We start from the raw sequence: 26139 nt of genomic DNA on the forward strand, positions 1-26139 counted from the left end.
TTTTTGTGTCTTATATCAGGTCTTACTTCTTCTTCGCCCACGAGTCTTTTAATGTCACTGTGCGGTTAAAGATAACGTTCTCTTCCGTCGAATCCTTATCGATACAGAAGTAGCCAAGGCGCTGGAATTGATAGCGCTCAATGCCATCATCAAACTTAGAACCGGCATCTTTAAAGTTTGGTTCGATATAGGCAGTGTTAATTACCGATAGAGAGTTAGGATTTAGAAACTCAAGAAAATCCTTGTCTTTGTGCCCATCTGGTTCTTCATCCATAAACAGACGGTCGTATTGTTTTACCTGCACCGTTTTGGCATGTGCAATGCTTACCCAATGCAGCGTACCTTTTACCTTGCGGTTACTTCCTTCCATACCACTCTTGGTGTCTGGGTCGTAGGTACAGTATATTTCTGAAATCTCACCGTTCTCATCCTTTTTAATGCCTTCGCAATTAACGATGTAAGCGTTCTTTAAACGTACTTCGCGGCCCACATCCATGCGGAAGAATTTCTTTGGGGCATTCTCCATAAAATCATCACGCTCAATGTAGATTTCCCGGCTAAAAGGCAGTTGACGAGCACCCATGCTTTCGTCTTCAGGGTTGTTGATGGCTTCCATCCATTCAACTTCTCCTATAGGGTAGTTGGTAATAATCACTTTTACAGGATTTAATACCGAATAAACGCGCGGTGCACGCTTGTTTAAATCTTCACGAATGCAGTGTTCAAGCAAGGCCACGTCGATTACATTTTCTCTTTTCGCCACACCAATCTGTTCTGCAAAACGGCGAATGGACTCGGGAGTGTAACCTCTTCTGCGATAGCCTGATATGGTTGGCATGCGTGGATCGTCCCAGCCGGCAACGTACTGCTCATTAACCAGTTGGAGCAGCTTACGCTTACTCATAACGGTATAGTTGAGGTTCAGACGGGCAAATTCAATCTGACGTGGACGAGGCTGTTTTTTCAATTCTGGTTGAAATTCCAGTATTTGCTCCAAAAACCAGTTGTATAGTGGGCGGTGCACTTCAAACTCAAGCGTACAGATAGAATGGGTAATGCCCTCAACAAAGTCGCCTTGTCCGTGAGCGAAGTCGTACATGGGGTAAATGCACCAGTCATCACCTGTGCGGTGGTGGTGGGCATGAATAATCCGATACATCAACGGATCGCGCATGTGCATGTTGGGTGAGGCCATGTCGATTTTGGCACGCAGCACACGCTCGCCATTTTTGAACTCACCATTACGCATGCGCTCAAACAGGTCGAGATTTTCCTCCACACTGCGATTACGGAACGGACTTTCCTGACCAGGTGTGGTAGGCGTCCCTTTTTGGCTGGCAATTTCCTCGGCGCTCTGATCATCCACATACGCTTTACCATGTTTGATAAAAAGGACAGCCCATTGGTATAACTGCTCAAAATAGTCGGATGTAAACTTTGGCTCATCTTTCCATTGGAAGCCCAGCCAGTTCACATCTTCTTTGATGGATTCTACATATTCAGTATCTTCTTTGGTGGGGTTAGTATCATCAAAACGCAGGTTGGTTCCACCTTTGTAGTGTTTACCCAGGCCAAAGTTCAGGCAGATAGATTTGGCATGCCCGATGTGCAGGTAGCCATTAGGTTCCGGTGGAAAGCGTGTTAGAACAGCTCCTCCGTTTTTATTTTCACTTAAGTCTTTGTCAATCTCCTGATGAATGAAATTCGTTTTTGGCGTTTCGTTCAATTCCATCTGCTCGTGTATTTTGTCGTAATTATAGTTTTCTTTTTGAGATGTGTGAACATCAACTACAAAAGTAATTGTTTTTCGACTTAAAAATCTGATGATTCGGTGATAAAAGGTTATTTTCGCCAAAAAAACACGAAACAATGGAAGAGACGCAATTGATAGGTGTGATTGAATTGGAGGAAATGGAGTTTTATGCTTATCACGGCTGTTTTAAAGAAGAACAGGTGGTGGGTAACCGTTTTTTGGTAAAAGTGACGCTGGAGACAGATTGCACCGTAGCTGCGCAATCAGACAATATCAAAGATGCTTTAAATTATGTAACGGTGTATGAGATTGTGAGGGAGCAGATTATGCAGAATTCACATCTGCTTGAGCACCTGAATAAACGCATTATTGATGGCATTTATGAGCGTTTCCCACAACTGTATAAAGCCACTGTGAAGGTGTCGAAGATGAATCCGCCTATGGGAGGGCAAATGAAATGTGTGAGTGTAACATTTAGTCGATAAAATGAAAGAGTCTGGAGTAATAACCAAACGCTGTCCGAAGTGTGATGCCGAGTTTTTTTGTCACGCCAATGCCAAATCCCCCTGTTGGTGTAACGAATATTCTATAAAAGATGAAAATCTTAAAGTGCTGGGTGAGAAATATAACGGTTGCCTGTGTCCGGAATGTTTAAAATTATATGGGCAAAAGAGGAAATAAAATTTGCTCGAAAGGGAATTTATTACTTATTTTGCATCCCGAAACACGACGGTTCCTTGGCCGAGTGGCTAGGCAACGGTCTGCAAAACCGTGTACGGCGGTTCGAATCCGCCAGGAACCTCACAAAAGCCGAATTTCAGAAATGAGATTCGGCTTTTTCTTTTTAGCTTTCCAAGCACTGTATCCGAATCTGCGCATAAATTCTGTCAAGTCGATAACGACACAGCTTCATCAATTGTAAGAACTAATTTCACTGCCTCCATTATTAAGGTATGTCTATCTGAGTATTGAAGTTTTCTCCAGAACTAGCGGTTCAATTAAAACCTGATTTAAATCATAATTCATTTATCAAAAAAACGATGATTTAATGTAACAAAAAAAAATGCCAGGTGTATTATAGCGCGAACGGAATTATAAACTATAAAGATGAAAAAAGTAATTACAACTAACGTTAACTACGATTTAGGGATTGATTTAGAGAAAAATCGTTTACATATTGTTTGTAAAGGGTTTTGGTCAAAAGGGGAAATTGTTGATCAGTTCATCGCTCACCAAAAAGAAGCCCTCAGCTATTTGAAATCAGGATTTACTGTTGTTGCAGATATGCGCGAGTTCAAAACTTTGCCTTTGGATTTGGTCGATAAACAGCAGCAATCGCATGCCGATTTGGTTAAAGCTGGTATGTTTAAAGTGGCTGAGATACTTCCGCAGAGTGCTATTGCAAAAAGCCAGTTAAATAAGGTTACCGATAGCTCAAAAATGCCAAATATGAAATTTTCTGATTATGCAGAAGGTGAGAAGTGGCTCGATTCAGTGACAAAGAACTAAGAATCTTTTTGACAAACCTGCCCATTGGGCGGGTTTTCAATTTTTTGTGTAGTCACAATCATAATTAAATTACAGCCTTATGGGTATAGATAGAAGTGTACACCTTTCGGATTCAAAAGTCATTGTGCCTAAGGTGCCGGTAGGAATTTATGGTGTAGGGACTTATTTGCCTCCCAGGATATTATCTAATGATGATTTTAAATATGTCACTCTTTCGGAACAGGAGAAGGGGTTTATAGAAAATGTTACAGGTGTTAAAAGCAGGCATTACTCTGGTGATGAAGGTATAAACGAGATGGCGATAAAGGCTGCTAGCAATGCCTTGGAAAGTGCCGGCATTGAGGCTGCAGCTGTAGATTTGGTGCTTGTGACTGGTGTATCGAAGGATATGAATCGGTTGACGCCTCCCAATTGCGCATTGATTCAAACTGGTATCGGCGCCTGTAATGCAGCGGCGATGAATATTGATCAGGGGTTTGCCGGTATGATTTACACACTTTCAACGGCGGCGTCATACATTGCAAGTGGATTTTACGATACAGTGTTGGTAGTAGCTTCAGAGACAATCCTCAAAAACACCTTAAGTGATAGTATGAAGGCTTTGCTAGTGGGGGAAGGAGCTGGTGCTTTCGTGCTTAGAAGGGCGGAAAAGGGATTCGGTATTCAGGCAGTTCATCTGAGTTCGTGGGAAGTGGATGATGAGGCAGGATATGTTAAGATTATGGGCGGAAGAGGTAGCCTCTTCGATGAGAGCTATAGCATTAAGCCGTTCTTTACTGTGGGTGAGGGAAGCTTTGAGAAGCACAAGGTACGAACCGAACAATATATACCTAATTCGGTAAAAAAAGTTTTGAACGCTTTGGGTAAGACTAATGCTGATTTTGAGTTGTATGTATTTGGACAAAAGTTTAGAGGCTTAAGCGAAGCCTGGGCCAGAAATATTGGAGTAGACTATACCAAGGTGCACGATACTTTGGCAACAACGGCTTGTGTTGAAACGGCTAGTTTGCCAATAATCATTTCGGATGCTATCCGCTTGGGTAAACTTAAGCGGGGCGACAATTTGATGTTATCTGATTTTGGCTCCAATTGGGCAGTGGCCAGCATGGCTATTCGTTGGTGTTATTAAAAAAAATGGGATGCTATATTGTTGATAACATCCCACCATTTTTTTATTAACAATTTGCAATTAATTGAGCAGGTACCTTCATCACCATGGCAATGTGGTTTTCACCAGCTCCCGATGATGCTATAAGCACTGTGTCTCCAGCCTTTATTTTGCCATTCTCTATAGCTTCAAGTAAGTTGACTCCTGCACTGCACGTTGCGATATTGGCGTATTTTTCAAAAGTTTCAAAAAACTTTTCCTCTGGAATATTGATTGCTTCTCTCCAGGCATTGCCGGCCCATGCTACGGGTTGGTGAGTAACAAAAAAATCGATATTATCAATACTATAAGATAGTTTATCCAAAGCTTTATCAACAGCATATTTAAAGTCTGCCTGCGCATTTTTAGCAATGCGTTTCAATGAGTCCTGATTGAGGAAAGTTACAAAGTGCTGTTTGCAATCTGAACCTAATTCAGCTTTTTTGAATAGCATTGGTGAGCGCTCGGTAAATACAACACCATCATGACGATCGCCATGGCTGTTTGAAAAGGAGCTGAGATAACCTTCGCCCTCTTCAACACAAGTAACAATTCCGGCCATTGAAGCATCTCCCGTGTCAACACTCCAATAAGTGGATTTGTCATTGATGATGCTATCAAGAATACTGCTCACAATCAGGACCTTTTTCTTAATGCCAGTTTTCACCATGGCTGTTGCTACTTCAATCATGGTAACAAACGTTGAACAACAGGTGTCAATAGAATATGCCCCTGCGTTTCTCAGGCCTAGTTTTTCTTGTAATAAAGAAGCATTGGTAGGGAGTGGGCGGTCAGGAACCTGTGAGTGCGATAAGACCAAATCAATTTCATCAGGATCGATGCCTGCATTAACGATTGCCAGCGCGCCTGCGATGGTCTCCGCGTCTGAAGGTAACATTGGATGAGGGACAACAGATTCTTTCACAGATACAGGATCCATTGGTACGCGTCGGCGTTCAACTGTTCCCTGGAAGGGGTTACTCTGCTTTTTTTCAGGAAGACTTTTTACCCACGCCTCATACCATGGTTTACTCTCCCAGCCATCATAATTTGTTTCAATACTACCGGGTAGTTGCCCGGTAGTTTCAATTTCGCTAATGTAGGCCTCGTTAAGTTTCGTGTGTTTACGTAAGTAGTTAACCAGTGCGGTGGCTTGTTCTTTTTTTAAGTCCTTTGCTGGCAGATAACCTCCCAGACTAATTAATCCTACAGATTGATTTTCCATTTTTTAATTTTAAAGTGTAGTAATTATAACAATCAGGAATAAGTGATAATTTCGTTGATTGTTTTGTTAATTATATTTGTTTCTCTCCCTTTGTATATCGCTGTTTGATGGTGTTTCGAATGCAAGATAATAAGTCAATAACTTATTTTTTTATGACATTCGTCTCGTTAAACACCAAATAACATAAGACTAGAATATTAGCTTCGAAAAAATATTTTGAAAAATATTAGTGTATTTAATGTATTAATGAAGTGGGAGTTTAGTCACGATTTTTGGTAACTTTTAATCCGTTCTTACCTTAGGGCACGTATGCTAATTGGATAGTCGTTACTTATTGAGGTAGATGATATCTATAAGTAGTTGAATAGCAATACAAGGAGCCAAAACTCCTTTTAGGATAACCATTGAGGTGTTGCCGATAGCCTGTCTAAGAGTTATCGCTTTTTTACCAGTTAGTATCTAATTAAAACAGCAGTGTAGGTAACAGGTGAAGAATAGGTGCTGTGAGGGTGCTACTGCTTAGTAACATTTGGCTGGAAAAACGCATCAAATGATAAAGTTATTAGGGTCTTGGTAAAGGACATTTGGCTGGCGTTTTTTTAGTATTGAAGCATTTACTATATTTGCAGTGCAATTGTGAGAAATGTTTCAAAATCGAAATGGAATAATCCATTTTGATTCAATGCATGATATTGAAATTAAGGTTTAGGTGAATTTCATCAGGTTTGCCAAAAACCTCAGGATATGCCGAGTTTCAGAAATGGGATTCGGCTTTTTATTAGCATCAATTAAAGGTAAGGAAATGTTGAAACTGATTGATTTATTTTAATTGGTCAGTATCGGTATGCAGCATCCCAAAGTTACCTGTTTAAGGATTATACGAACAAGTCAATGATTATTTTAGAGTAAAAATGGACGGGAGAGAAAGAAAAAACATTAAAAAGGGAACTAAAGTAGCAATTTTACAAAGGCAAGACGAGCGCTCGGGCACACTAACGCATGGAGTGGTTCAGGAGGTTTTGGATGAAGTTGCATTTCATTTAAAGGGAATCGAATGTAAATTAAAGACAGGCCAGGTGGGCAGAGTAAAGATGATTAAGCTATAAACATAATAGAACTCAGGATTTAACTCCCAACTTCTTTTTTGAGGTTGGGAGTTTTTTGTTATTTAACACCTTGAAGTTAGGTGTGGAAGTTAAAGATTAGGATGTTACGTGTATAAAAATTAGCTCATTTGATAGGAAATTTCTCAGCTTCATGCACTTTGTTTACTAAACATTTGTGGTATTTTTAAGTGATCTTTCAGAATAAATTTATCTTTGACAGGTGAGAATTTTATTTCGTTGTGAAATTTATATGGTTATTTGAAGTGCGTGAACTGTCTTCACACGTGTCTTCATAGGCTATACAAGCAAATGATTTTTTAATACTTTGTTTCTAGATGTTAATGTTTTTTACTGTTGTCACAAGTGAATCAGGAAGATAAAATATTGCACCTGCTAAAGAATGGAAATAAGCTGGGTTTAGAGTTGCTGTTTAGGCAATTCTATAAACCATTAGTTGTGTATGCCTCTAAATTTGTAAGGACAGAACAGGAAGCTGAAGACCTCGTGCAGGAAGTTTTTATCAGTTTTTGGGAGGGCGATAAGTTTTCATCAGTGCAAAAATACATGAGGGCTTATTTGTATCACTCGGTTAAAAACAAATGTCTAAACTATCAAAAAGCCAACGGTAAAATAGCCTTGTGTGGTATTGAAGATTATGCTAATACCTTGTTTGAATCTTTTCCTGATGATGAAACCTTTGCCGAAAAGGTGGCTGCCATTAAAATTGAAATAGAAGCATTACCTCAGCGCACCCGCGATATTTTTATGGGTGTTTATTTCCATAAGCTTTCCTATGGTGAAGTGGCTGAGGAGTTTAATATCTCCAAAAATACTGTTAAAACAACACTGTCAAGAGCGATGAAAACACTGAGAGGTCGTTTGTCCTCAGAGGCTTTTACACTGCTCCTCCTCCTAATCTAAAAAAAAGTAAAAAAATATTAAAAGTCTTGTCACCCTTTTTCGTCATTTTGCTTTCAAATGAATAAACACTAATGGCAGTGACAGATTTACCAGAACACATAATAAAATTGTTGGTTGCCTACACTGAGGGTAAACTGACCGATGATGAGTACGATGCATTGGATCGATGGCTGAAGAAGCATGCCGATTCAGGTAACACTGTAGATGAGTATGCTCGTTTAGTACATGATGTACATACCCTCAGCGTCCATCAGCAAGTAGATATCAATGTAGCATGGAGTGTGGTAGATAAGCACACCTCCAATCGCCCGGGATGGAAAAAGATCAAACGATTGCAGCTCATCAAATATGCGGCAACACTATTTATACCACTTATTACGCTTGTATCCTTGTATTGGTATTTCTCCGATACTTACCGCACTGGTAACAAACAGATATGTCAGGCCGAGAAACTGACTCCTGGTCGGGCCAATGCCATTCTTGAATTAGATGGAGGAGAAAATATTGTGTTGGGTACTGGTAAGGAGCACACCATTAATTCCCACGATGGAGAAGTGCTCACAAAAGATTCGGTAGATGTACTGCGTTATGTCAATAATGCAAAAACAGAAGTGCAGTTCAATAAATTATCAGTTCCTAATGGTGGTGAGTACAAGCTGATTTTAGCCGATGGCACCAAAGTTTGGCTCAACTCAGAAACCCAATTGCGCTACCCAACTCGTTTTAATGGGGAGGAGCGGAATATTTATCTGCTCAAAGGAGAAATATATCTGGAAGTGGCCGAAGATAAAACAAAGCCATTTATTGTTAATGGCGACCATTATACCGTTGAGGTGCTCGGAACGGGCTTTAATGTAAGGGACTATCAGGATGAATGCGGTTGTTCAACCACTTTGGTGCATGGCTCTGTTAAAGTTAAAAGTACGCACACCAAAAAAAGTGTCGTTATTCTTCCTAATCAGCAGGTTAATATTGGCGGAGAAGGGGCAATGTTTGTGCAACAAGTTAACGCCCAGCAACGCATCGGATGGATAAAGGGCGTTTTATACTACGAAAACGCAACTCTGGAGCAAATACTAAAGGATTTATCTCGCTGGTACAGTTTTGATTATGAGTTTGAAGACGAAACGATAGCTGAGTTGCGATTTGCGGGTGGTGTAAGCCGCTACGATGATATTGAGCAGGTCATCGATATTATTTCATCAACTAATAAATTAAAGGCCACTATACATGGAGAGTTAATCACTTTTAGTTACAAGTAATAGAAAAAATAGGCAGAAAATGCCGTTAACATTTTCCGCCTGGGTAATTTTTTCAAATCTAGAAAAAAACAAATTTATGAAAAAAAAATGGTTCTATGATTCTCATGGAAGAGAGAGTCATGCTAAAATTCTACGAGTCATGAAGTTGACGTTGTTGCTAATTTCATTTGGATTTATAAGCATTTCTGCCAGCACCTATTCGCAGGAAGGCAAATATTCCATGTTCCTGAAAGATGCCAAGGTGGAAACGGTACTTTCAGAGTTGCAAAAATGCACAGATAAGGTGTTGTTTTACAGTCTTAAGGATATTGATAATCAACTCACCATCGATATTGATATTAAGGATGCTAGTCTGGAAGAAACGCTGGAGTCTTGCTTAAGAGGAACAGGCCTTGGTTACAAATTGAAACATGATGCAATTGTGCTGTATAAGATTGACGATGCCGGCTCTGGCCGCCTTCAGCCACAACGCATCATCATAACCGGCTCTGTCACAAATGAAGCAGGCGAACCCATCCCAGGTGTTAACATCTATACAAAAGATGGCTCCTCGGGTACGATTACTGATACCGAAGGTAATTTTGAGTTGCACATTAACCAGGATTCAAAAACACTGGTTGTTTCGTTCATTGGAATGAAAACCCAAGAGGTTGCCATCGGCACCAACGAAACGTTTAAGATTGTGCTCAAAGAGGACATGGAGGCCCTGGAGGATGTGGTAGTAACTGGCTACTTTAATAAATCGAAAGAAAGCTTTACCGGAGCCGTTAAAACCATCGAAATAGGCGACATGCAAAAAGTGGGGGCCTTAAACCCGCTTCAGGCCCTGGGCGCTTTAGACCCATCGCTTCGCATCGCTGAAAACCTGGAATTTGGTTCAGACCCTAACCGGGTGCCTGAAATTACCATCAGGGGAGATAACGGCTTTGACTTGAGGGATGCCGCCGATAGAGACCGAGCAAACCCCAATTCACCGCTTTATGTGCTGGATGGTGTTGAAGTGACGGCTCAACGCGTGTACGATATTGATATGAACCGGATTAAAGAGATGAGTGTACTTAAAGATGCCTCAGCCACCGCTTTATATGGTTCCAGGGGGGCAAACGGGGTAATTATCATCACAACAAAACCACCTGAATCGGGTGAGGTGAGAATTACTTTCAACTCCAACTTCAACTTTTCAATCCCCGATTTGAGGGATTATGATTTAATGAACGCCGAAGAAAAGCTGAGGTATGAAAAGCTGGCCGGGATATGGACCGATCCGCTTAATAACTATGAAAACCAAATTCTTATTGATGAACGCTACAACGAGAAACTTAAAGAAGTGAGACGTGGCGTCGATACATACTGGCTTTCTAAGCCTTTACAAACATCTGTTAACCAGCGCTATTCAACCTATTTTGAAGGGGGAGACAATAGTTTCAGATATGGAATTAACCTCCGCTACGACGATGATAAAGGGGTAATGAAAGGCTCGGGCCGCACAAAATACGGGATTGATGTGACTTTCAATTATAACATTGGGTCTAATTTTTTCATTCGAAACGACCTGTTAGTATCTGATGTGAAGGGGGAGGACTCTCAGTATGGGTCATTCCATAATTTTGCCCGACAAAATCCGCATGACCGCATTTACGACGAAGATGGCAACTACATATTGATGCTTTCTTCAAGAGACAAAAACCCACTTATTGATGCCGACCTGCAGAATGTATCAGAAGATAAGTATACAGCCATACAGGATAACTTTAATATTGACTGGAATTTTGCGGAGAACTTTCGTTTAAGGGGTCGTCTTTCTTACACCAAGCAGCTGAATAAAACCAAGGTTTATCGCTCGCCATTTTCTACCGACTTCAGTAATACCCCAGAGTTAGAAAAGAAGGGACGTTACACTGTAATGAATAGTGAGGAGCATAATTTCGATTCAAACATCACCCTCTCATACAATAAGATATGGGAAAAGCACGTGGTGAACCTGGGTGTGGGAAGCAATGTGAGAGCTCAGGAAATTGAAGGCGAAGGTTTTACTGCGACCGGCTTTATTAACGATGACATGAACTACATTGAGTATGCCTCTCAATACGAAGAAAACGGTAAACCCGATGGTATATCTGATAAATCAAGGATGGTTGGTTTTTTCGGAAACTTAAACTATGGCTTTGATAACAGGTATTTTATCGACCTGTCATACCGAACCGATGGGTCCAGTAAGTTTGGTAAAAATTCGCAGTTTGCTCCATTCTGGGCGGTTGGTCTGGCCTGGAACGCCCATAAAGAGCATTGGTGGAACACCAACCGACACACCTTAAAGGTGAGAGCATCAGCTGGTAGCACCGGGAGTGTTAACTTTAATTCGGCCCAGGCACTTACAAAATACCGCTACGATGCACTGAATGAGTATAACGGAATATTTGGCGCCAAGCTGATTGGTTATGGTAACAAATCATTAAAGTGGCAAAACACACTTTCTTATAATACCGGCTTAGACGTTACCCTTTTTGATAACAAGGTAGGTTTAAACGTGGATGCCTATATAAAAATAACCGATAATCTGCTTTTGCCTATCGATGTGGCACCTTCAACCGGGTTTAGAAGCTACACCGAAAATATGGGGCAGATGAAGAACTCAGGGATAGAAGGGCGACTTAGGTTTATGCTCGTTGAGAACCGTGAGAAACAATTCAACTGGAGTGTCACCTTAGCCGCTTTCCATAATAAAAACAAAATCCAGAAGCTATCGAATAAAATGGAAGCGCTTAACGAATTGGCTAACAGTGAGGAGAGCGTAACTGGTCCGAAACCTTTGCCAACGTATCAGGTTGGGCGCTCACAAAGTGCTCTTATGGTAGTACAGTCTGGTGGCATCGATCCGGCTACCGGAAATGAAATATTTATTAAGCTTAATGGTGACAGGACCTTTAAATACGATCACCGCGACAAAATTATTGTTGGAGATATTAAACCCGATTTGGAAGGAAATATTATTTCTAACATGAACTGGAAAGGCTTTAACTTATACCTGCAATTCAGGTACGAGTATGGTGCAAAAGCTTATAACACTACCTTGGCAACAAAAGTGGAAGGTTCTAATCCTTACTACAATGCTGACCGCCGGGTGCTCTACGACCGATGGAAAGAGCCAGGTGATGAGACCATGTTCCGACGTATCGACGATACTTCTCAACCCTACCAGACGACTCGCCTGGTTCAGGATAATGACTTGTTGACCTTACAGTCGCTTTCTCTCACCTATACATTGCCACGTGAAACTTGTAAGAAATTTCATGCCGAACGATTGAAACTGGTTGCAAGTACTACCGATGTTTTCAGGTTATCAACCATCAAGCGCGAAAGAGGAACTAGCTATCCGTTTGCCAGAACCTTCAATCTGGGTCTAAATGTAACATTCTAATTCAAGCACATTATGAGAATACATAACTATAAAATACTGGGAGCACTACTAGCAATATTATTTGGTTCTTGTACATCCTGGTTAGATGTTGACCTGGTTGATCAGGTGACAGAGGAAGAACTTTTCTCTAAAAAAGAGGGGTTTTACGAGGCCTTGGCCGGAGTATACAGCGATATGGCTTCTTCGAGCATGTATGGTCAGAACCTGACCTATGAAACGTTTGGCGTTCTGGCACAGGAGTATGATTTTCAGGGCATGGAGAACCACTATCCGAGCCTTCGTTTGTACGACTATGAAGATGTGGGTGTGAAAGGTAAAATTTCGGGCATATGGTCTTCGGGCTACGCCGTGATATCGGCTGCCAATAACATAATAAGGCATGCTGAGGAGAATGCCGTTTTAGATGAGAAAGATAAAAACCAGGTAATTGGCGAAGCTTTGGCCATCAGGGCATTTATGCATTTCGATTTGGTAAGAATGTTTTGTCCCGATGTGAAACTGCATCCAACAGAAGATGGCATTCCGTATAACAAAGAGTTTGGAGTGGCTATTCCTCCAATGTATACCGTTGAAGAGTGCATAGAATTGGTGAAGAATGATTTGCTGGAAGCCGAAATAGCTTTGGCCGCGTCTGACGATATTATCAATACCGTGCCTTACGAGTTGGAAACTAAAGATGAGGCCGATAAATACGTAGCCCGCATGAACTACTATGCGGTGCAGGGCTTGCTGGCCAAAGTATACTTAGCAAAGGGCGATTTTAAACGTGCACGCGAGTATGCCGAGAAGGTGATCACCAGCGAAAAATTCAGATTAGTAAATAATCAGGAGAGCATTGAAGTGCCTGAAGCCGATTTGGATGTGTTGTTTTCTGATGAGCACCTGTTCTCACTTCGAAATTATAAAATACCCGATTATTCAGCCGCTCTTCATTTAAATGTTGTAACACCAACCAGCACCAGCATGGCTAAGTTAAGAATGCCTGGTTACTTGTACGGCATTTACGATGGTAATAACGACGATATCCGATTGAATAACTGGTACTCGATGGATAAGCAGTACCTGATGAAGTACCTGAAAGAAAACCGGGAGACTTTTTCACCTAAAGTGCCTTTGCTGAAGTTGGCAGAGATGTATTTTATTGCTGCCGAGGGCTGGTGGCACGTGGATAAGAGTAAATCCATGACTTACATTAACGAGCTTAGAGACTCCAGAATCGTGAATAACAGCCATTGGAACTACATCACAGAAGATGATCTGCTGGCAGAAATGAGAAGAGAGTTTATTGGGGAAGGACAACTGTTTTTCATTTACAAGCGCCTCAATCATGCAATATTAAGGGAAACGGCCGATGGCAATGTGCCGGCCAGCAATGAAATATTTGTTTTCCCAATGCCAGAGAGCGAAATAGAGAACGGACACAGATAAACCAATTAAAGAAAGCAATAATTATGAGCTATATAAAATATCTACTTTTAGTTATCACAGCGGCTGTGTTATTTTCTTGCGACGATGAGATAGATTACCCCTATCAGGGCAAGGATTGCATCTACTTTGAGTATGAGTATGAGCTGTGGAAAAATCACTTCGTGGAGTATGATTCAGTTACATACTCGTTTGGAAAACTCGACAATTCAATACGAATAGACACTGCAAAAGTGGTGTTGAGGTATTTAGGTAAACAGTCTGATCAGGTGCGCAAGTACAAGGTGAAAGTGCTTGATGAAGGAATTGATATTGACGATAAAACAACGGCTGAAGAGGGCGTTCACTATCAGAAGATTGAAGAGATGCAGGACTTTAGCCCCAATGAGCTGACCGATACCTTACGGATTGTTCTTCTCAGAGATAATTTAAATCCCAGCTTTACCGCTCAGGAGTCAAAAAAGCTGATTTTACGACTGGAGGCAAGCGAGGACTTTGAGTTGGGCATCAACAAAGGACTGGAGATGAAGGTGGTATTTAATGACTATCTGTCGATGCCACCTTGGTGGGATTATCACGACTATTATCTCAACTTCTACCACCCCGAAAAATGGAAAATCCTAATGACTTTTGACGACATTTTTGATGATGTGACATCAACAAGTTTAGATATGTATGCGGGAGATTTGTATAAGTACGCCAATGCCCTGAATCAGTACTTAATCGATAATGAAGTTAGGGATAGCGAAACAGGGGCCCGAGTTTATATGGATAGATTAGAAAACTAATAAATCGCCAGAAGCATGAAAAAATATTTATATATCGTTTTTGTAAGTGTGAGTTTGCTAACATCTTGCTACAAAGATGAAGGGAATTACGATTACCGGGAGATTAACGAGCTCAGTCTGGAGGGCATTGAGTTGTCCTACGACATTGATTTGGATGACACCTTAAAGATTACACCTCAGCTGATTGGTACATTGTATAATGATACCAGCCAGTTTACCTACAGGTGGGAAATTAATCGCTCGGTGGTAGCCGAAAGCCTGAATTTGGCTTACCGGGTAAAAAGCCTAGGTAATAAATTATGCCGTTTTATAGTTCATGATAAGGAAACAGAAGTCGAAACCGCGCAATCATTCGATTTGAATGTGAGTTCGGCTACTGCAGGCGATGCCATTTTGGTTTTGAGTAACTATAAAAACAGAGCGGAGCTTTCGTATAAACGTATCGATCGCGATGGGACTGTTTTTGTGCCTAATTATTACCTGAACAGAACAGGCGAAGAGTTGGGAATAAATCCAAAGTCACTGCATCGCAGTTATTTCAGCTTTGGAGGCCTGTCGGGCTTACAGGTATTGACCGAAGAGGGCCTGCGCTGCCTCGACCATAATACCTTGGATAAGTACGAAAGTGGCGACTTTATCGACGAAAGTTTCTTTCTCAACTACACACCTGTGTATCCGGTACCCGAAATGCCTGGCTTTAAAGTCGAGTCGGTAGACCACATTATTGGCATGTGGAACTTTAACCCTTACGGTGGTATCAATCGGGCAACTTATATGTCAATGGTTTCGGGTGGCAGATATTACTATGGTTACTGGACGGGCTGGACCAAAAGCGTTTATGTAGCGATGGAAAGTGAGCTGGGAGGTCAATTGTCACCTGTTACATTTAGTGCTTATAGAAAACCGGATTTGCCAGCTCCTGATTATGCCGGCTCGCTGGTGTTTGCCGGATATAAAGTGTCGTTATATACTCTGCTGTTTGACAAGAGCTTTGGTAAGTTTATGTATAGTTACTCGGGTGGGCAGCCACGCACCATTGCTGCTTTAGAAGAGAATATCTACAGCGGGTTGGATTTAATCTATGGAACACATACATCGCAGTACAATAATTGTGTGGCCGTGCTTGCTAATGCATCTACAGCCAAAATGATATTAATGCAGGCCCCTGGCGACAGGAATGAAGAGGAGACCAAGCCATTTCAGATTTTGGGAGAAGTTAATGTAAGTGCCAGCTTAGTTAACAGTAAATCTAAATTCTATGCCGAGTCTTACGGAAACTATATCTACTTTACTTCGGGCAATGGCTTGCATAAGTATAACTTTAGAGACATTGCTTCCGGAAGTGCCCCAACAGCTGGGCACAAAGTACTTGACCTCACGCAATACGGCTACGATGATAAAGCCGAAATTACAGCGATGCACGTTACCCGTACCGAAAAAAGTATCATTCTAGGCGTTTCTCGCTATGGTTCTGATTTTAATGGTGAATCAGATGAGCTGAAAGGTGATGTTTTAATAATTGAAAATCAAGCAGGCTATCAGCTGATTGAGAAGAACGAAGGGGTAGCAGGCTATCCGGTTGATGTTATGATTAAGCATAAAAGCTTCTACAGAGATGGTATTGATAAGTTTGGTGTATTGCAGGACAAATATTAAAAAGTTTTTATCATGAAAAAAATAAAAAATCTACTGTATATATTACTGGTTTGTTCCCTTTTTGCTGTTTCTTGTTCAGACGATGAGTCGAATGGTTTTGCGGCTCAGCTGAAAGAGATAGTAGAAGTGGAAGAAATTGAAAAGGAGCAAGGGTCGGGGAATGAAACGGGATTGGACCTCAGCCCCGGCATTCACAAGGATACCATTACGCTTGAAAATGTAACGTATCCCGAGCGTATTTTTAAATACTATTTTCCCAAATCACTCGATTTAACGAAGCCAATATCATTGCTATTCCGTTTTCATGGAAGCACCGAATCCAATCCTATTGATGGGATTAGTGAATCGCACTACATGAACCAGCTTGCCAATAAGGAAAATATTATTGTCGTATTTCCACTTGGGTCTATTCAGGAAGGCACCAACACCATTAACTGGACGGCCGATGAGAATGTTTTGTTTTTTGATGCAATGGTTGAGTACTTTAAGTCAAAAAAACCAGCCATCGATCCTAACAGAATCTATGCCTGTGGACAATCCAGCGGCGCCATTTTTTCATATCGCTTAGCAATGGAACGGAGCGAGGTGGTGGCAGCCATTGCGCCTGTTGCCGGTCAGTATGCCATTCGTGGCGAAGATTTTGTGCAACCGTCAAGAGTAGTGCCAATCAGAGCCTTTAATGGCATGCTCGACGATATTGTATTGTATAGTGCAGTAGAAAACAACATCGCTGTTTGGGCCGAGCAGGTAGGTGGTTATTGGCAGGAAGCAACTGGCGTAAAAACAGAAATTATTGATGATTACATGGTGGACGTAACCTTCTGGGCCAATGGTTCCAACGATATTCAGCTTTACGGAATTAAAGGAGAAGGCCACGGGGTTAACTGGAGTAAAGTAATGCCGTATATGTGGGAGTTTCTCGAGGCGCACACGCTGGATGGAAGCAGCAGCTCATATATAACGCTAGCCGAGACCCCTGTGAGGGTGATGTTTGGCACAACACGGGTGGTCGAATACAAGTTAAGTCCGAATACCAGCATGGCACTTAAATCGTATCCTCAAGGTTGGTTGGTAAGTATGGAACCAGGGCTTATTCAATTTACAGCGCCCGCCCAAGGTGTTGGTGAAACTTCCGGTGATGTAGTTCTTACTTTGACTAATGCCGACGGAACTGCCGACAAGATAATATCGGTTGAAGGAAAGGAGACCGATGGCTATAACATTGGGGACTTTATTGTGTCCAACGACAGATGGAGAGATCCTTGGGGCGTAGTTTATTGGGTAGATAAATACGACCGCTACAAAGCAAAAATAATTTCTGCTGCAGGGAATGATGCAGGAACACCTTGGGCTGATCGCGATACAGGAGAGGAAATTGGGGCTACATCGGTTAGTGATGGACAAGCCAACTCCGACATTATCCGCAGTGTGTATAATCTGGATGCAAGCCAGTGTGCTGCAGAAAAATGTTACAGCTACCAATACAGGGCAGGGTTTTACCTTCCTGCCATTAATGAACTGGCGGAAGCATTACAGCCCGAAGTAGTTGAAAAAGTAAACCTGACGCTGGAGGCCAGAGGATATATACCAATATCAACAAGCGCCTTGTACTGGTCATCAACCGAATCCCGAAGAGGGGAAGATGGACTCAATGTTATCTGTCGATCGGTCGATGGAGGCAAGGATGTAATCACTGGTTATAATAATACCGAGGTAAGAACCAGGGGAATAAAGAAGCTGGGGAATTGGGATTAACCATAGAGGGTAATGGAAGGTGGAGCCGCGTGCTCCATCTTTTGTTATATTAAACATTAAATGATAGTTATGAATAGGATGATTAAATGTGCTGTGTGCCTGTTAATGGTAGTGTCTTTTTTTGCATGTACCAAACCCACGTTAAGGGTAAAGGGCAAAATAGAGAACGTTAAAGAAGCCAGCCTGTTTTTCTGGGTCTTTGAAGACGGCGGGTTTGTGCGAAAAAAAGAGATTAAAGTGGTGGATGGAGCCTTTGCTTTTACGTATGAGGTTGATGGTGCTGAAGTTGGCTACATTACAAGTGTGGATGAATTCAAGTACGGGAAGGTGATCTTTTTAGAAGATAAAGAACTCACTATCGATGGGCTTATATTCAGAGATTTGTTTCGGGTTAAAGCGCTAGCAGGAGAGGGGCTTAATGCCCAATACTTTGCTTTTGAACAAGAGCGGGTTAATCTCATGCGGGAAGGTAAGAAAGGATTAGCGTATGCAAAGGAAAAGGAGCTAAAAGAAAAGTTTATTGCAGCTAATGCATCTAATATTTTAGGTCTATACGAATTGTTTGAGTTATCAAAACACCCGGATAACTATAAAAAAGTAAGTCAGCTGTATGCAAGCTTGCCAAAACCGGCAACGGACTATAAACTGTATGCTACAATAGGGCAAAACATCAAGGCTTTGGACGCGATTACTCCGGGTAACAGAGCTGTTGATTTTAATTTCACCACGCTGAATGGGGAAGAAATTAGCCTCGATTATTTCCAGGGGAAAGTGCTGATGATTGATTTTTGGGCGTCATGGTGCGGTCCGTGTGTAAAGGAGCTTCCTCATGTAAAGGAGCTCTACGAAAAGTATAATGATAAAGGGTTTGAAGTACTCGGCGTGTCTCTGGACAGCAAAGAAAAAAGCTGGTTAACCGCCATTGAAAAGTTTAACTTAAACTGGCACAATTATTCAGCTCTTAATAAGTGGGATTGCGATTTTGCCAAAAAATATTTTGTACGGGGGATTCCATACAATGTAATCATTGATCAAAATGGAAATATCGTTGCTAAAGGCATACATGGCAAACAGCTGGAGTCAACTATTGAGCAGTTATTAAACTAGTAAAAACGGCTTGGCTTAAGAGGCTCATTTGCTCTCAATTCATCGTTTTCTAAATAGAGTTGTTTCAAAAAATACATGATAATGAAGAAGATACTTTTAAGTGTTTTAATCCTGATGGGTGCATTTGTGGCATCAGCACAATCAGGTATCAAATTCGAAGATAAATCGTTCGACGAGGTTTGTGCTTTGGCAAAAAAGCAAAATAAACTCGTTTTTGTAGATGTCTACACCCAATGGTGTGGGCCTTGTCTTGCTATGGCCGAGGAAGTGTTTACCCTGACAAAGGTTGGGGAGATTATGAACGAAAAATTTGTGTCGGTTAAGATAGACGCCGAACACGGCGAAGGCGTTGATTTTGCCAAAAAGTATAAAGTGAGGTCATTTCCTACCTATTACTTTATCGATCCCAACACTAAAGAAGTGTTGCACCGCTCAGGTGGCCGTCACGAGGCTGATAAGTTTCTCAAGATAGTGGCCAATTCCATGGAGCCTAAATTAAGATCAACCTACTTATATACCGAGTACGAAAAAGGAAACAGAGATCCTGAATTCATGCTTGATTATATTGACGGAATGGCATTGAGCTACGACCGTAATAACCTGGCCAAAGCCATTGATGAGCTTGTTGCGATTAAAGGCGATGATCTTACCGATGATGTTCTGGGAGAACTGTTTTTTGAGCATATAAACGATCGGAACCATCCGCTTTTTAAAAAGTTTGTGGCTAAACGGGCCAAAATGGAAAAGAAATACGGAAAAGAGCGGGTAGACCAGAAGTTATACCAAAGCTACCGTTGGTGCAATGATGAACAGGAGCTAAATGCTGTTGGTGATTTTAAAGGCAAAGATTACATTATAACCTACAATAAGTTACGCAGCAAAATTGAGCAAAAAGAGTATGCTGCAGCGGATGCATTAGTAATGGAAATGTTTGCCAATTCATCATTCGACCAAAAAGTAGTCATGAATGATATTAAATTCATCGGGCGCCGAATTTTTTACAAAGAGGCGGATAAAGAATGGGAACAGTACTGCGTGAAATATCTTCAGTACATTGCCTATAACGACCCGGAGAGAAAAGAAGCTGAAAACCATTACAATTATGCGCGTATCCTTGAGAAAATTATAAAGGATAACCCAGATATTCATAAGTATTTTCCGGCATCAGTCACTCAAGAACCCGAAACTGGTAAGACGCAATATACCATGCGATCATCTAAACTGAAGCAAAAACCACGGCGATAGGAAAATCCTACAGCCAAAAAAACGTATTAGTTTTTAGAATAATGCACCCAGGATAAAGAAGTAAAAACATGAGCTTCTTTATCCTGGGTGTTTTTGTTGCAGAAAGTAGACGGCTGTTCAGCAGCCACTCTGGCTCATAATACTCTTCAGGTCCTCTTCATTAGGTTCTTCAATCAAACCATTATTTGGAATATTTCAATCGGTGTCGGTGTAAACGCTTATGGTAACTGTTGCACAGGTCTTGATATTTGTTGAAACGCATGCCAACGGAGTCCTGCTGACTCTTAGTGAATGTGCTTTTAATTTGTTACAGTATTGCGGGATGTAAACAGGAAACTATCCGCTATAGCCTGCTCTGGTGTTAGTTATGTGCTATTATGGATTGTAAGTAAAAGAACACTTTTTTACCCGAAATCATAAAAAAGACATTGAAATCTTAAAATAGTTTCCATAACTTGAAAGGGATTCTATTAAAGATGATTTTTTATGAACCACCTCACCTTCACAGAACACGATGCTGTTGGCATTATCACCTTTTCGCGTCCAAAGGCTCTTAACGCCATTAATAGCGAAGTACTTAAAGAATTAAACGCCATCCTGGATAAATTAGAAGTTAGTGATCACATTCGTGCGGTTATTCTTACCGGCGAAGGCAAAGCCTTTATAGCTGGTGCCGACATTGCTGAGATGCAAGGGAAGTCGGAAAAGGAGGCTGAAACTTTTTCCCGCTTAGGACATGATGTGATGAACCGCATTGAGCAATCACCATTGCCATTTATCGGCGCCCTCAATGGCTTTACTTTGGGAGGCGGCCTCGAAATCGCTTTGTCTTGCAGCTTTCTGTTGGCTGCCGAAACGGCTAAGTTTAGCGCCCCTGAAGTCAATTTGGGTCTGATTCCGGGCTTTGGTGGTTCACAGCGTTTGGTACGCGCTATTGGGCTTAATAATGCCCGCTATTACCTGTACACCGCCAATATGTTTGATGCCACAGAAGCCCTGCGAATGGGATTGGTTCAGGCTGTTTATGCCAATGAAGAATTGATGGATAAAGCACTGGAACTGGCAAGAATGATTGCCACAAAGGGGCCAATGGCGATACAGTCCTTGGCAGCTGTTTTGAATGTTGGATTAGAGAAGGGCTTTGAAGCTGGCTGCCTAAAAGAACAACAAGTGTTTGGCTCTTTGTTTGATAACGAAGCTCAGGAAGGGATGACGGCTTTCCTCGAAAAACGCAAACCGCTTTGGTAAAGTAACCCAATTATACAATATACAATGAGTCACCTGGATAGATTTAAAAACATCAGTGTCATTGGTGCGGCCGGTAAAATGGGCAGTGGCATATTGCTTCTTAATGTTTTGCATGCAGCTAAGTTGATGCACCATGGACCTTACATTGGGCAAACATTTGTAATCAATGCCATCGATCAAAATTTCGAAGGCCTGCAAGGCTTGATGAATTACCTCAAAGGCCAGCTCCAAAAGTGGGCAGAAAAAAACATTGTGGAGCTAAGAAAGCTCTTTGCCAATCGTTCCCATCTGATTGATAATAAGGATATCATTGAGGCCTTTGTGTTCGAAGCGCTGTCAATGGTTAAACCATCCATTAATATGGAGGCGGCCTATCATTCCAATCTGGTGTTTGAAGCCATTATTGAGGATGAGACCATTAAGGCATCTGTTTTGAAGCAAATCAATGACAATAATCCGCATGAACCATTTTTCCTGACCAACACCAGTGCTATTCCCATTGAGGTGCTGAATCAGAAAGCGCAGTTGGACGGACGTATTATTGGCTGTCATTTCTACAATCCGCCGGCGGTTCAAAAGCTAATTGAGGTGGTTGAATTGAAAGACGGGCATCCGGAGTTGAGTAAAATAGTAGATGGTTTTGCGCGACACATGAATAAGCTCATCGTGCCTTCTTTCGATGTGGCAGGCTTTGTTGGCAATGGCTTCTTTATGCGTGAAATTTTATTTGCCGAGCGGATGTATAATGATCTGCGCAAAGAACTGGGTGCGCAACAGGCATTACTGATTACAGATAAGGTCAGTCACGAGTTGATGATGCGCCCCATGGGCATCTTTCAGTTGGTCGACTATGTGGGCATTGACGTCTGCGTGTTGATCATGAAAGTGATGAATACTTACCTCGATGAAGAAATTGCCAGTCCTTTACTGAGCGGTCTTTTGGAGAAAGGCGTCAGAGGTGGACAACATCATGATGGCTCTCAAAAAGCGGGTTTGTTCAGCTACGAGAAAGGCCGTCCCGTTGAATTGTATGATTTGGATGCCGATAAGTATATTCCCATTGAAGCACCTGCTTTGGAAGCTGATAAATATTTGTCAGTACAGACAAAAGTCTATTCCTGGAATCAGCTGAATCGCTCGAAATACCGGGAGCAACATCTGAAAGAAACCTTTGAGCAGCTGGCTCAGGAGGACAGTCGTGGCACTCAACTTCTGAAAACCTACATGACAGCCATGAAAACCTTAGGTCTTCAACTGAAGGAGGATGGTGTCACGGCATCAACCGATTATGTCAATGCCGTGATGATGAATGGATTCTATCACTTGTACGGACCTGTTAACGATTATAATTTCTAAGCCATGCAAAAACGTGTTTTTATAGTAGCCGGATATAATACGGTCTCGCTCGGGAGCGGACGTTCGGAGTTCAATCCTAAAAAAGAAAACCCGGGACTGGCGCATTACATACAGGAAGCCGGGCGTAAGGTATTGGAGCGCATTAACGGGGCAGAGCAGGTGGATGAAAGCGTTATCGGTAACTTCATTGCTTCTCGCTTCAATAATCAGGCGCACCTGGCGGCTTTTATTCCCTCTATTGATGAAAAATTAAAATACAAACCCGCCGTTCGGGTCGAAGGGGCCTGTGCTTCAGGAGGGCTGGCTGTGATGACGGGTGTGAAGTCCATTCTTGCTGGCACAGCGGAGGTGGTCCTAGTGGTTGGTGTGGAAGTTCAGAATACAGTGAAGGCCATGTATGGTGCCGACTTTCTGGCTCAGGCCGATTATTATCCAAAACGAAAAGACGGACATGCTTACTTCTTTCCTGGAAAATTCAGCGACCGGGCAGGGGCTTATGCCAATGCCTATGGCGAAGAATACATGCGGAAAGGCCTGGCTCAGTGGTATGTCAATTGTGTGGAGAATGCACGCTTGTGTGAAACAGCCCAGGAGTATGAAAATAAGAGTGATAAACTGATGGAAACGGGATTGCTGCCACCCGATGGGAGCCGGTTTGTGGATCATCTTAATTACACCGATTGCTCAAAAGTATCCGATGGCGCCTCGGCCATTGTTGTTGTTTCAGAGGAAGGATTAAAACGAACCGGCATTCCGCTGAATGAAGCCATCGAGCTGGTTGGTTTTGCTCAGGCGGAGGATAACATCATGGAAGATCCGGCTGATCCCTTGGAGTTAAGCACTACCAAAGCGGCTGTTAACAGAGCGTTAAGCATGGCTGGCATCAGGAAAGAACAGCTGGCAACGGTGGAAACGCACGATTGCTTTACCATTGCCGGCATATTGGCAACAGAGGCCATTGGTTTTGCAGCCAAGGGGCAAGGAGCAGCCTATGTGGCCGAAGGCAACACGGCGCGTAATGGCACTATCCCTTTTAATACCACAGGCGGACTAATTGCCTGGGGACATCCAACCGGAGCTACCGGCGTGCATCAGGTGGTCACCATCTGGGAGCAGCTTACTGGTCAGGCAGGGAAGGCACAGATTACTATTCCGGATAATAAACCTTATGGGCTGACGGTGAATATGGGTGGCAATGATAAGACGGTGGTCAGCATGGTGTTTAAGCAATGTAAATAGAATTCTCCCTAATCAAATAACTAAAGACAAATGAATTTCCAATTAACAGAAGAGCAAATAATGATTCAGCAGGCTGCCCGCGATTATGCGCAGCGTGAGCTGATACAGGATGTGATTGAGCGGGATGAGAAAGCCATTTATCCCACCGAACACATTCGTAACCTGGCCGAACTGGGTTTTCTGGGGATGCTGGTCGATCCTAAATACGATGGTGGCGGCATGGACACGGTGTCCTATGTCTTGGCCATGGAAGAGCTTTCCAAAGTAGATTCTTCGGTGGGCGTGATCATATCGGTTAATAACTCACTGGTGTGCTACGGACTGGAAAAGTACGGCACTGAAGAGCAGAAAGAGAAATATCTCAAACCGCTGGCCAGGGGGGAAGTAACAGGCGCCTTCCTGCTGTCTGAGCCGGGTGCTGGCTCTGATGCTACTTCGCAGCAAACCAAGGCCATCGATATGGGTGACCATTACCTGGTGAATGGCGTTAAAAACTGGATCACCAATGGCCATACAGCCTCGGTTTATTTATTGATTGCACAAACCGATGCGGCTAAAGGGCATCATGGCATCAATGCGCTGATAGTGGATCGGCACGCCGAAGGCATTACGCTGGGGCCACATGAAAACAAAATGGGGATGCGTAGTTCAGATACACATTCGGTGCAGTTTACCGATGTGAAGGTACCCAAAGCTAACCGTATTGGTGAAGATGGCTTCGGCTTTAAGTTCGCCATGAAAACGCTGGAAGGCGGGCGGATAGGTATTGCATCGCAAGCTTTGGGTATTGCTTCCGGGGCTTACGAGCTGGCGCGTAAATATGCTATGGAACGAAAAACTTTCGGTAAACCGATTATCAGGCATCAGGCCATCGCTTTTAAACTGGCTGATATGGCCACAGAGATTGAAGCCGCCAGGTTTCTCTGTCTGAAAGCCGCCTGGCTCAAAGACCAGGGACAGCCTTATGGTATTGCCAGTGCCATGGCCAAACAATATGCGGCCGATATGGCCATGCGCGTCACTACCGAAGCGGTGCAGATTCATGGTGGATACGGTTATGTAAAAGAGTACCATGTGGAGCGGCTGATGCGCGATGCCAAGCTGACACAGATTTATGAGGGAACTTCCGAGATTCAAAAGATAGTGGTGTCCCGCGCTATTGAAAGTGGCGACATTTAATCAACTAAAACAAGAACTATGAGAGTATTCGTTTGCATGAGTTATATTCCTGATACAACAACCAAAATACGCTTCAGGGAGGATAACACCCAACTCGATGATACAAGCATTCAATGGGTGATTAATCCATGGGACGAGTTGGCCTTAACGCGTGCTGTTGAATTGAAGGAAGATGGGGCAATACCTGTGGATGAGGTGGAGATAGTGATGGTAGGTGGTGTGCGCTGCGAACCTATCCTTCGCAAAGGACTGGCTATTGGCGCTGATAAAGCCACCCGGATTGATGTGGAACCGCTGGATGCCTTTCAGACAGCCACTCAGCTGGCCGCTTATTTGCAGGGGAAAGATTGTGGGTTTATTGTCTGCGGAATTGAGTCGGGCGATTACAACGAGGCGGCCGTGGGCGGTATGCTGGCCGAACTGTTGGATTATGCTTCGGTGTCTTCGATATCCTCTCTTCAGTTTGATGGAACAACCCCAATTTACCAGCGCGATGTGGCCAATGGTAAGGAGCAAGTAAAAGTAGATGGACCGGCCGTTTTGATTGTGCAAAAAGGCTTCGCCCGTGTGCCTAAGATCCCCAATATGCGGGGGATTATGACGGCCCGAAGCAAGCCACTGGATGTGATTTCGGCCATAGAAGTTGAACCTCTAGTGGAGTTTGTTGAGTATGCTGCTCCGCCAACCAAAGGCCGGGTGAAGATGCTTAATACGCCGGAAGAGTTAGTGCGAAGCCTGAGTGACGAGGCAAAACTCATCTAATACATCTAAAAAGAAATCGCCAGAATCAATCACACCAT

21 protein-coding genes and 1 tRNA gene are annotated in these 26139 nt (G+C 42.6%); 20 read left to right on the top strand and 2 right to left on the bottom strand.

The annotated features are described in order from the left end of the window. Positions 1–22 precede the first annotated feature (22 nt). Positions 23–1732, bottom strand: a complete 1710-nt coding sequence (locus tag ACSX1H_RS10665; protein ID WP_439183856.1) for a glutamine--tRNA ligase/YqeY domain fusion protein — start codon at positions 1730–1732, stop codon at positions 23–25. Positions 1733–1869: 137 nt separating this feature from the next. Here ACSX1H_RS10665 and folB point away from each other — a divergent pair, with 137 nt between their 5' ends. The 5 genes from folB to ACSX1H_RS10690 all read left to right on the top strand — a co-directional run bounded on the left by folB (position 1870) and on the right by ACSX1H_RS10690 (position 4391). After that, on the top strand, positions 1870–2238 hold the full coding sequence (folB, locus tag ACSX1H_RS10670; protein WP_439183857.1) for a dihydroneopterin aldolase: 369 nt from the start codon (positions 1870–1872) through the stop codon (positions 2236–2238). Between the two features lies 1 nt (position 2239). Beyond that, positions 2240–2434, top strand: a complete 195-nt coding sequence (locus ACSX1H_RS10675; protein ID WP_439183858.1) for a cysteine-rich CWC family protein — start codon at positions 2240–2242, stop codon at positions 2432–2434. A gap of 50 nt (positions 2435–2484) precedes the next feature. Next, a tRNA-Cys gene (locus tag ACSX1H_RS10680) sits at positions 2485–2555 on the top strand. Positions 2556–2860: 305 nt separating this feature from the next. After that, a complete protein-coding gene (locus ACSX1H_RS10685; RefSeq protein WP_439183859.1) occupies positions 2861–3262 on the top strand; it encodes a hypothetical protein in 402 nt (133 codons plus the stop codon). A 79-nt stretch (positions 3263–3341) separates the two neighbouring features. Next, positions 3342–4391 carry a 3-oxoacyl-ACP synthase III family protein gene (locus ACSX1H_RS10690; RefSeq protein WP_439183860.1) on the top strand — a complete coding sequence of 350 codons (1050 nt, stop codon included), beginning with the start codon at positions 3342–3344 and terminating at the stop codon, positions 4389–4391. Positions 4392–4437: 46 nt separating this feature from the next. On the opposite strand, the gene ACSX1H_RS10695 is transcribed toward ACSX1H_RS10690, so the two are convergent. Further along, on the bottom strand, positions 4438–5634 hold the full coding sequence (locus tag ACSX1H_RS10695) for a 3-oxoacyl-ACP synthase III family protein (protein WP_439183861.1): 1197 nt from the start codon (positions 5632–5634) through the stop codon (positions 4438–4440). A gap of 911 nt (positions 5635–6545) precedes the next feature. Between ACSX1H_RS10695 and ACSX1H_RS10700 the strand changes: the two genes are divergently transcribed. The 15 genes from ACSX1H_RS10700 to ACSX1H_RS10770 all read left to right on the top strand — a co-directional run bounded on the left by ACSX1H_RS10700 (position 6546) and on the right by ACSX1H_RS10770 (position 26101). Continuing rightward, the gene (locus ACSX1H_RS10700; protein ID WP_439183862.1) at positions 6546–6740 is read left to right on the top strand and encodes a YwbE family protein; all 195 of its coding nucleotides are present in this window, start codon (positions 6546–6548) and stop codon (positions 6738–6740) included. A 363-nt stretch (positions 6741–7103) separates the two neighbouring features. Further along, positions 7104–7661: an RNA polymerase sigma factor gene (locus ACSX1H_RS10705; RefSeq protein ID WP_439184171.1), complete on the top strand. Its 558-nt coding sequence runs from the start codon at positions 7104–7106 to the stop codon at positions 7659–7661. A gap of 71 nt (positions 7662–7732) precedes the next feature. Next, positions 7733–8923 (top strand): FecR family protein, encoded by a 1191-nt coding sequence (locus tag ACSX1H_RS10710; RefSeq protein ID WP_439183864.1) that lies wholly within the window; start codon positions 7733–7735, stop codon positions 8921–8923. Positions 8924–8999: 76 nt separating this feature from the next. After that, complete coding sequence (locus tag ACSX1H_RS10715) at positions 9000–12341, top strand: SusC/RagA family TonB-linked outer membrane protein (RefSeq protein ID WP_439183865.1); 3342 nt, start codon at positions 9000–9002, stop codon at positions 12339–12341. A gap of 12 nt (positions 12342–12353) precedes the next feature. Further along, complete coding sequence (locus tag ACSX1H_RS10720; protein WP_439183866.1) at positions 12354–13769, top strand: RagB/SusD family nutrient uptake outer membrane protein; 1416 nt, start codon at positions 12354–12356, stop codon at positions 13767–13769. A gap of 23 nt (positions 13770–13792) precedes the next feature. Further along, positions 13793–14554 carry a DUF4843 domain-containing protein gene (locus ACSX1H_RS10725; RefSeq protein ID WP_439183867.1) on the top strand — a complete coding sequence of 254 codons (762 nt, stop codon included), beginning with the start codon at positions 13793–13795 and terminating at the stop codon, positions 14552–14554. A gap of 15 nt (positions 14555–14569) precedes the next feature. Beyond that, positions 14570–16210, top strand: a complete 1641-nt coding sequence (locus tag ACSX1H_RS10730) for a PKD-like family lipoprotein (RefSeq protein WP_439183868.1) — start codon at positions 14570–14572, stop codon at positions 16208–16210. A 12-nt stretch (positions 16211–16222) separates the two neighbouring features. Beyond that, positions 16223–17965 (top strand): CE1 family esterase, encoded by a 1743-nt coding sequence (locus ACSX1H_RS10735; protein ID WP_439183869.1) that lies wholly within the window; start codon positions 16223–16225, stop codon positions 17963–17965. 69 nt (positions 17966–18034) lie between these two features. Then, positions 18035–19072: a redoxin domain-containing protein gene (locus ACSX1H_RS10740; RefSeq protein ID WP_439183870.1), complete on the top strand. Its 1038-nt coding sequence runs from the start codon at positions 18035–18037 to the stop codon at positions 19070–19072. Between the two features lie 81 nt (positions 19073–19153). After that, on the top strand, positions 19154–20317 hold the full coding sequence (locus ACSX1H_RS10745) for a thioredoxin family protein (protein ID WP_439183871.1): 1164 nt from the start codon (positions 19154–19156) through the stop codon (positions 20315–20317). Between the two features lie 486 nt (positions 20318–20803). Next, the gene (locus tag ACSX1H_RS10750; RefSeq protein WP_439183872.1) at positions 20804–21565 is read left to right on the top strand and encodes an enoyl-CoA hydratase/isomerase family protein; all 762 of its coding nucleotides are present in this window, start codon (positions 20804–20806) and stop codon (positions 21563–21565) included. Positions 21566–21589: 24 nt separating this feature from the next. Next, positions 21590–22921, top strand: a complete 1332-nt coding sequence (locus ACSX1H_RS10755; protein WP_439183873.1) for a 3-hydroxyacyl-CoA dehydrogenase family protein — start codon at positions 21590–21592, stop codon at positions 22919–22921. A gap of 3 nt (positions 22922–22924) precedes the next feature. Then, positions 22925–24160, top strand: coding sequence for a thiolase C-terminal domain-containing protein (locus ACSX1H_RS10760; protein WP_439183874.1), 1236 nt, complete (start codon positions 22925–22927; stop codon positions 24158–24160). 30 nt (positions 24161–24190) lie between these two features. Next, the gene (locus tag ACSX1H_RS10765) at positions 24191–25339 is read left to right on the top strand and encodes an acyl-CoA dehydrogenase family protein (protein WP_439183875.1); all 1149 of its coding nucleotides are present in this window, start codon (positions 24191–24193) and stop codon (positions 25337–25339) included. A gap of 18 nt (positions 25340–25357) precedes the next feature. Next, a complete protein-coding gene (locus ACSX1H_RS10770) occupies positions 25358–26101 on the top strand; it encodes an electron transfer flavoprotein subunit beta/FixA family protein (protein ID WP_439183876.1) in 744 nt (247 codons plus the stop codon). Positions 26102–26139: the final 38 nt, after the last annotated feature.

Origin of the sequence: Carboxylicivirga taeanensis, assembly GCF_051851475.1 — a bacterium.
Classification (GTDB): Bacteria; Bacteroidota; Bacteroidia; order Bacteroidales; family Marinilabiliaceae; genus Carboxylicivirga; species Carboxylicivirga taeanensis.

Coding starts and splice junctions, on each gene's coding strand:
- ACSX1H_RS10665 (WP_439183856.1), bottom strand. CDS start 1,732: ATGGAATTGAACGAAACGCCAAAAACGAATTTCATTCATCAGGAGATT.
- folB (WP_439183857.1), top strand. CDS start 1,870: ATGGAAGAGACGCAATTGATAGGTGTGATTGAATTGGAGGAAATGGAG.
- ACSX1H_RS10675 (WP_439183858.1), top strand. CDS start 2,240: ATGAAAGAGTCTGGAGTAATAACCAAACGCTGTCCGAAGTGTGATGCC.
- ACSX1H_RS10685 (WP_439183859.1), top strand. CDS start 2,861: ATGAAAAAAGTAATTACAACTAACGTTAACTACGATTTAGGGATTGAT.
- ACSX1H_RS10690 (WP_439183860.1), top strand. CDS start 3,342: ATGGGTATAGATAGAAGTGTACACCTTTCGGATTCAAAAGTCATTGTG.
- ACSX1H_RS10695 (WP_439183861.1), bottom strand. CDS start 5,634: ATGGAAAATCAATCTGTAGGATTAATTAGTCTGGGAGGTTATCTGCCA.
- ACSX1H_RS10700 (WP_439183862.1), top strand. CDS start 6,546: ATGGACGGGAGAGAAAGAAAAAACATTAAAAAGGGAACTAAAGTAGCA.
- ACSX1H_RS10710 (WP_439183864.1), top strand. CDS start 7,733: ATGGCAGTGACAGATTTACCAGAACACATAATAAAATTGTTGGTTGCC.
- ACSX1H_RS10715 (WP_439183865.1), top strand. CDS start 9,000: ATGAAAAAAAAATGGTTCTATGATTCTCATGGAAGAGAGAGTCATGCT.
- ACSX1H_RS10720 (WP_439183866.1), top strand. CDS start 12,354: ATGAGAATACATAACTATAAAATACTGGGAGCACTACTAGCAATATTA.
- ACSX1H_RS10725 (WP_439183867.1), top strand. CDS start 13,793: ATGAGCTATATAAAATATCTACTTTTAGTTATCACAGCGGCTGTGTTA.
- ACSX1H_RS10730 (WP_439183868.1), top strand. CDS start 14,570: ATGAAAAAATATTTATATATCGTTTTTGTAAGTGTGAGTTTGCTAACA.
- ACSX1H_RS10735 (WP_439183869.1), top strand. CDS start 16,223: ATGAAAAAAATAAAAAATCTACTGTATATATTACTGGTTTGTTCCCTT.
- ACSX1H_RS10740 (WP_439183870.1), top strand. CDS start 18,035: ATGAATAGGATGATTAAATGTGCTGTGTGCCTGTTAATGGTAGTGTCT.
- ACSX1H_RS10745 (WP_439183871.1), top strand. CDS start 19,154: ATGAAGAAGATACTTTTAAGTGTTTTAATCCTGATGGGTGCATTTGTG.
- ACSX1H_RS10750 (WP_439183872.1), top strand. CDS start 20,804: ATGAACCACCTCACCTTCACAGAACACGATGCTGTTGGCATTATCACC.
- ACSX1H_RS10755 (WP_439183873.1), top strand. CDS start 21,590: ATGAGTCACCTGGATAGATTTAAAAACATCAGTGTCATTGGTGCGGCC.
- ACSX1H_RS10760 (WP_439183874.1), top strand. CDS start 22,925: ATGCAAAAACGTGTTTTTATAGTAGCCGGATATAATACGGTCTCGCTC.
- ACSX1H_RS10765 (WP_439183875.1), top strand. CDS start 24,191: ATGAATTTCCAATTAACAGAAGAGCAAATAATGATTCAGCAGGCTGCC.
- ACSX1H_RS10770 (WP_439183876.1), top strand. CDS start 25,358: ATGAGAGTATTCGTTTGCATGAGTTATATTCCTGATACAACAACCAAA.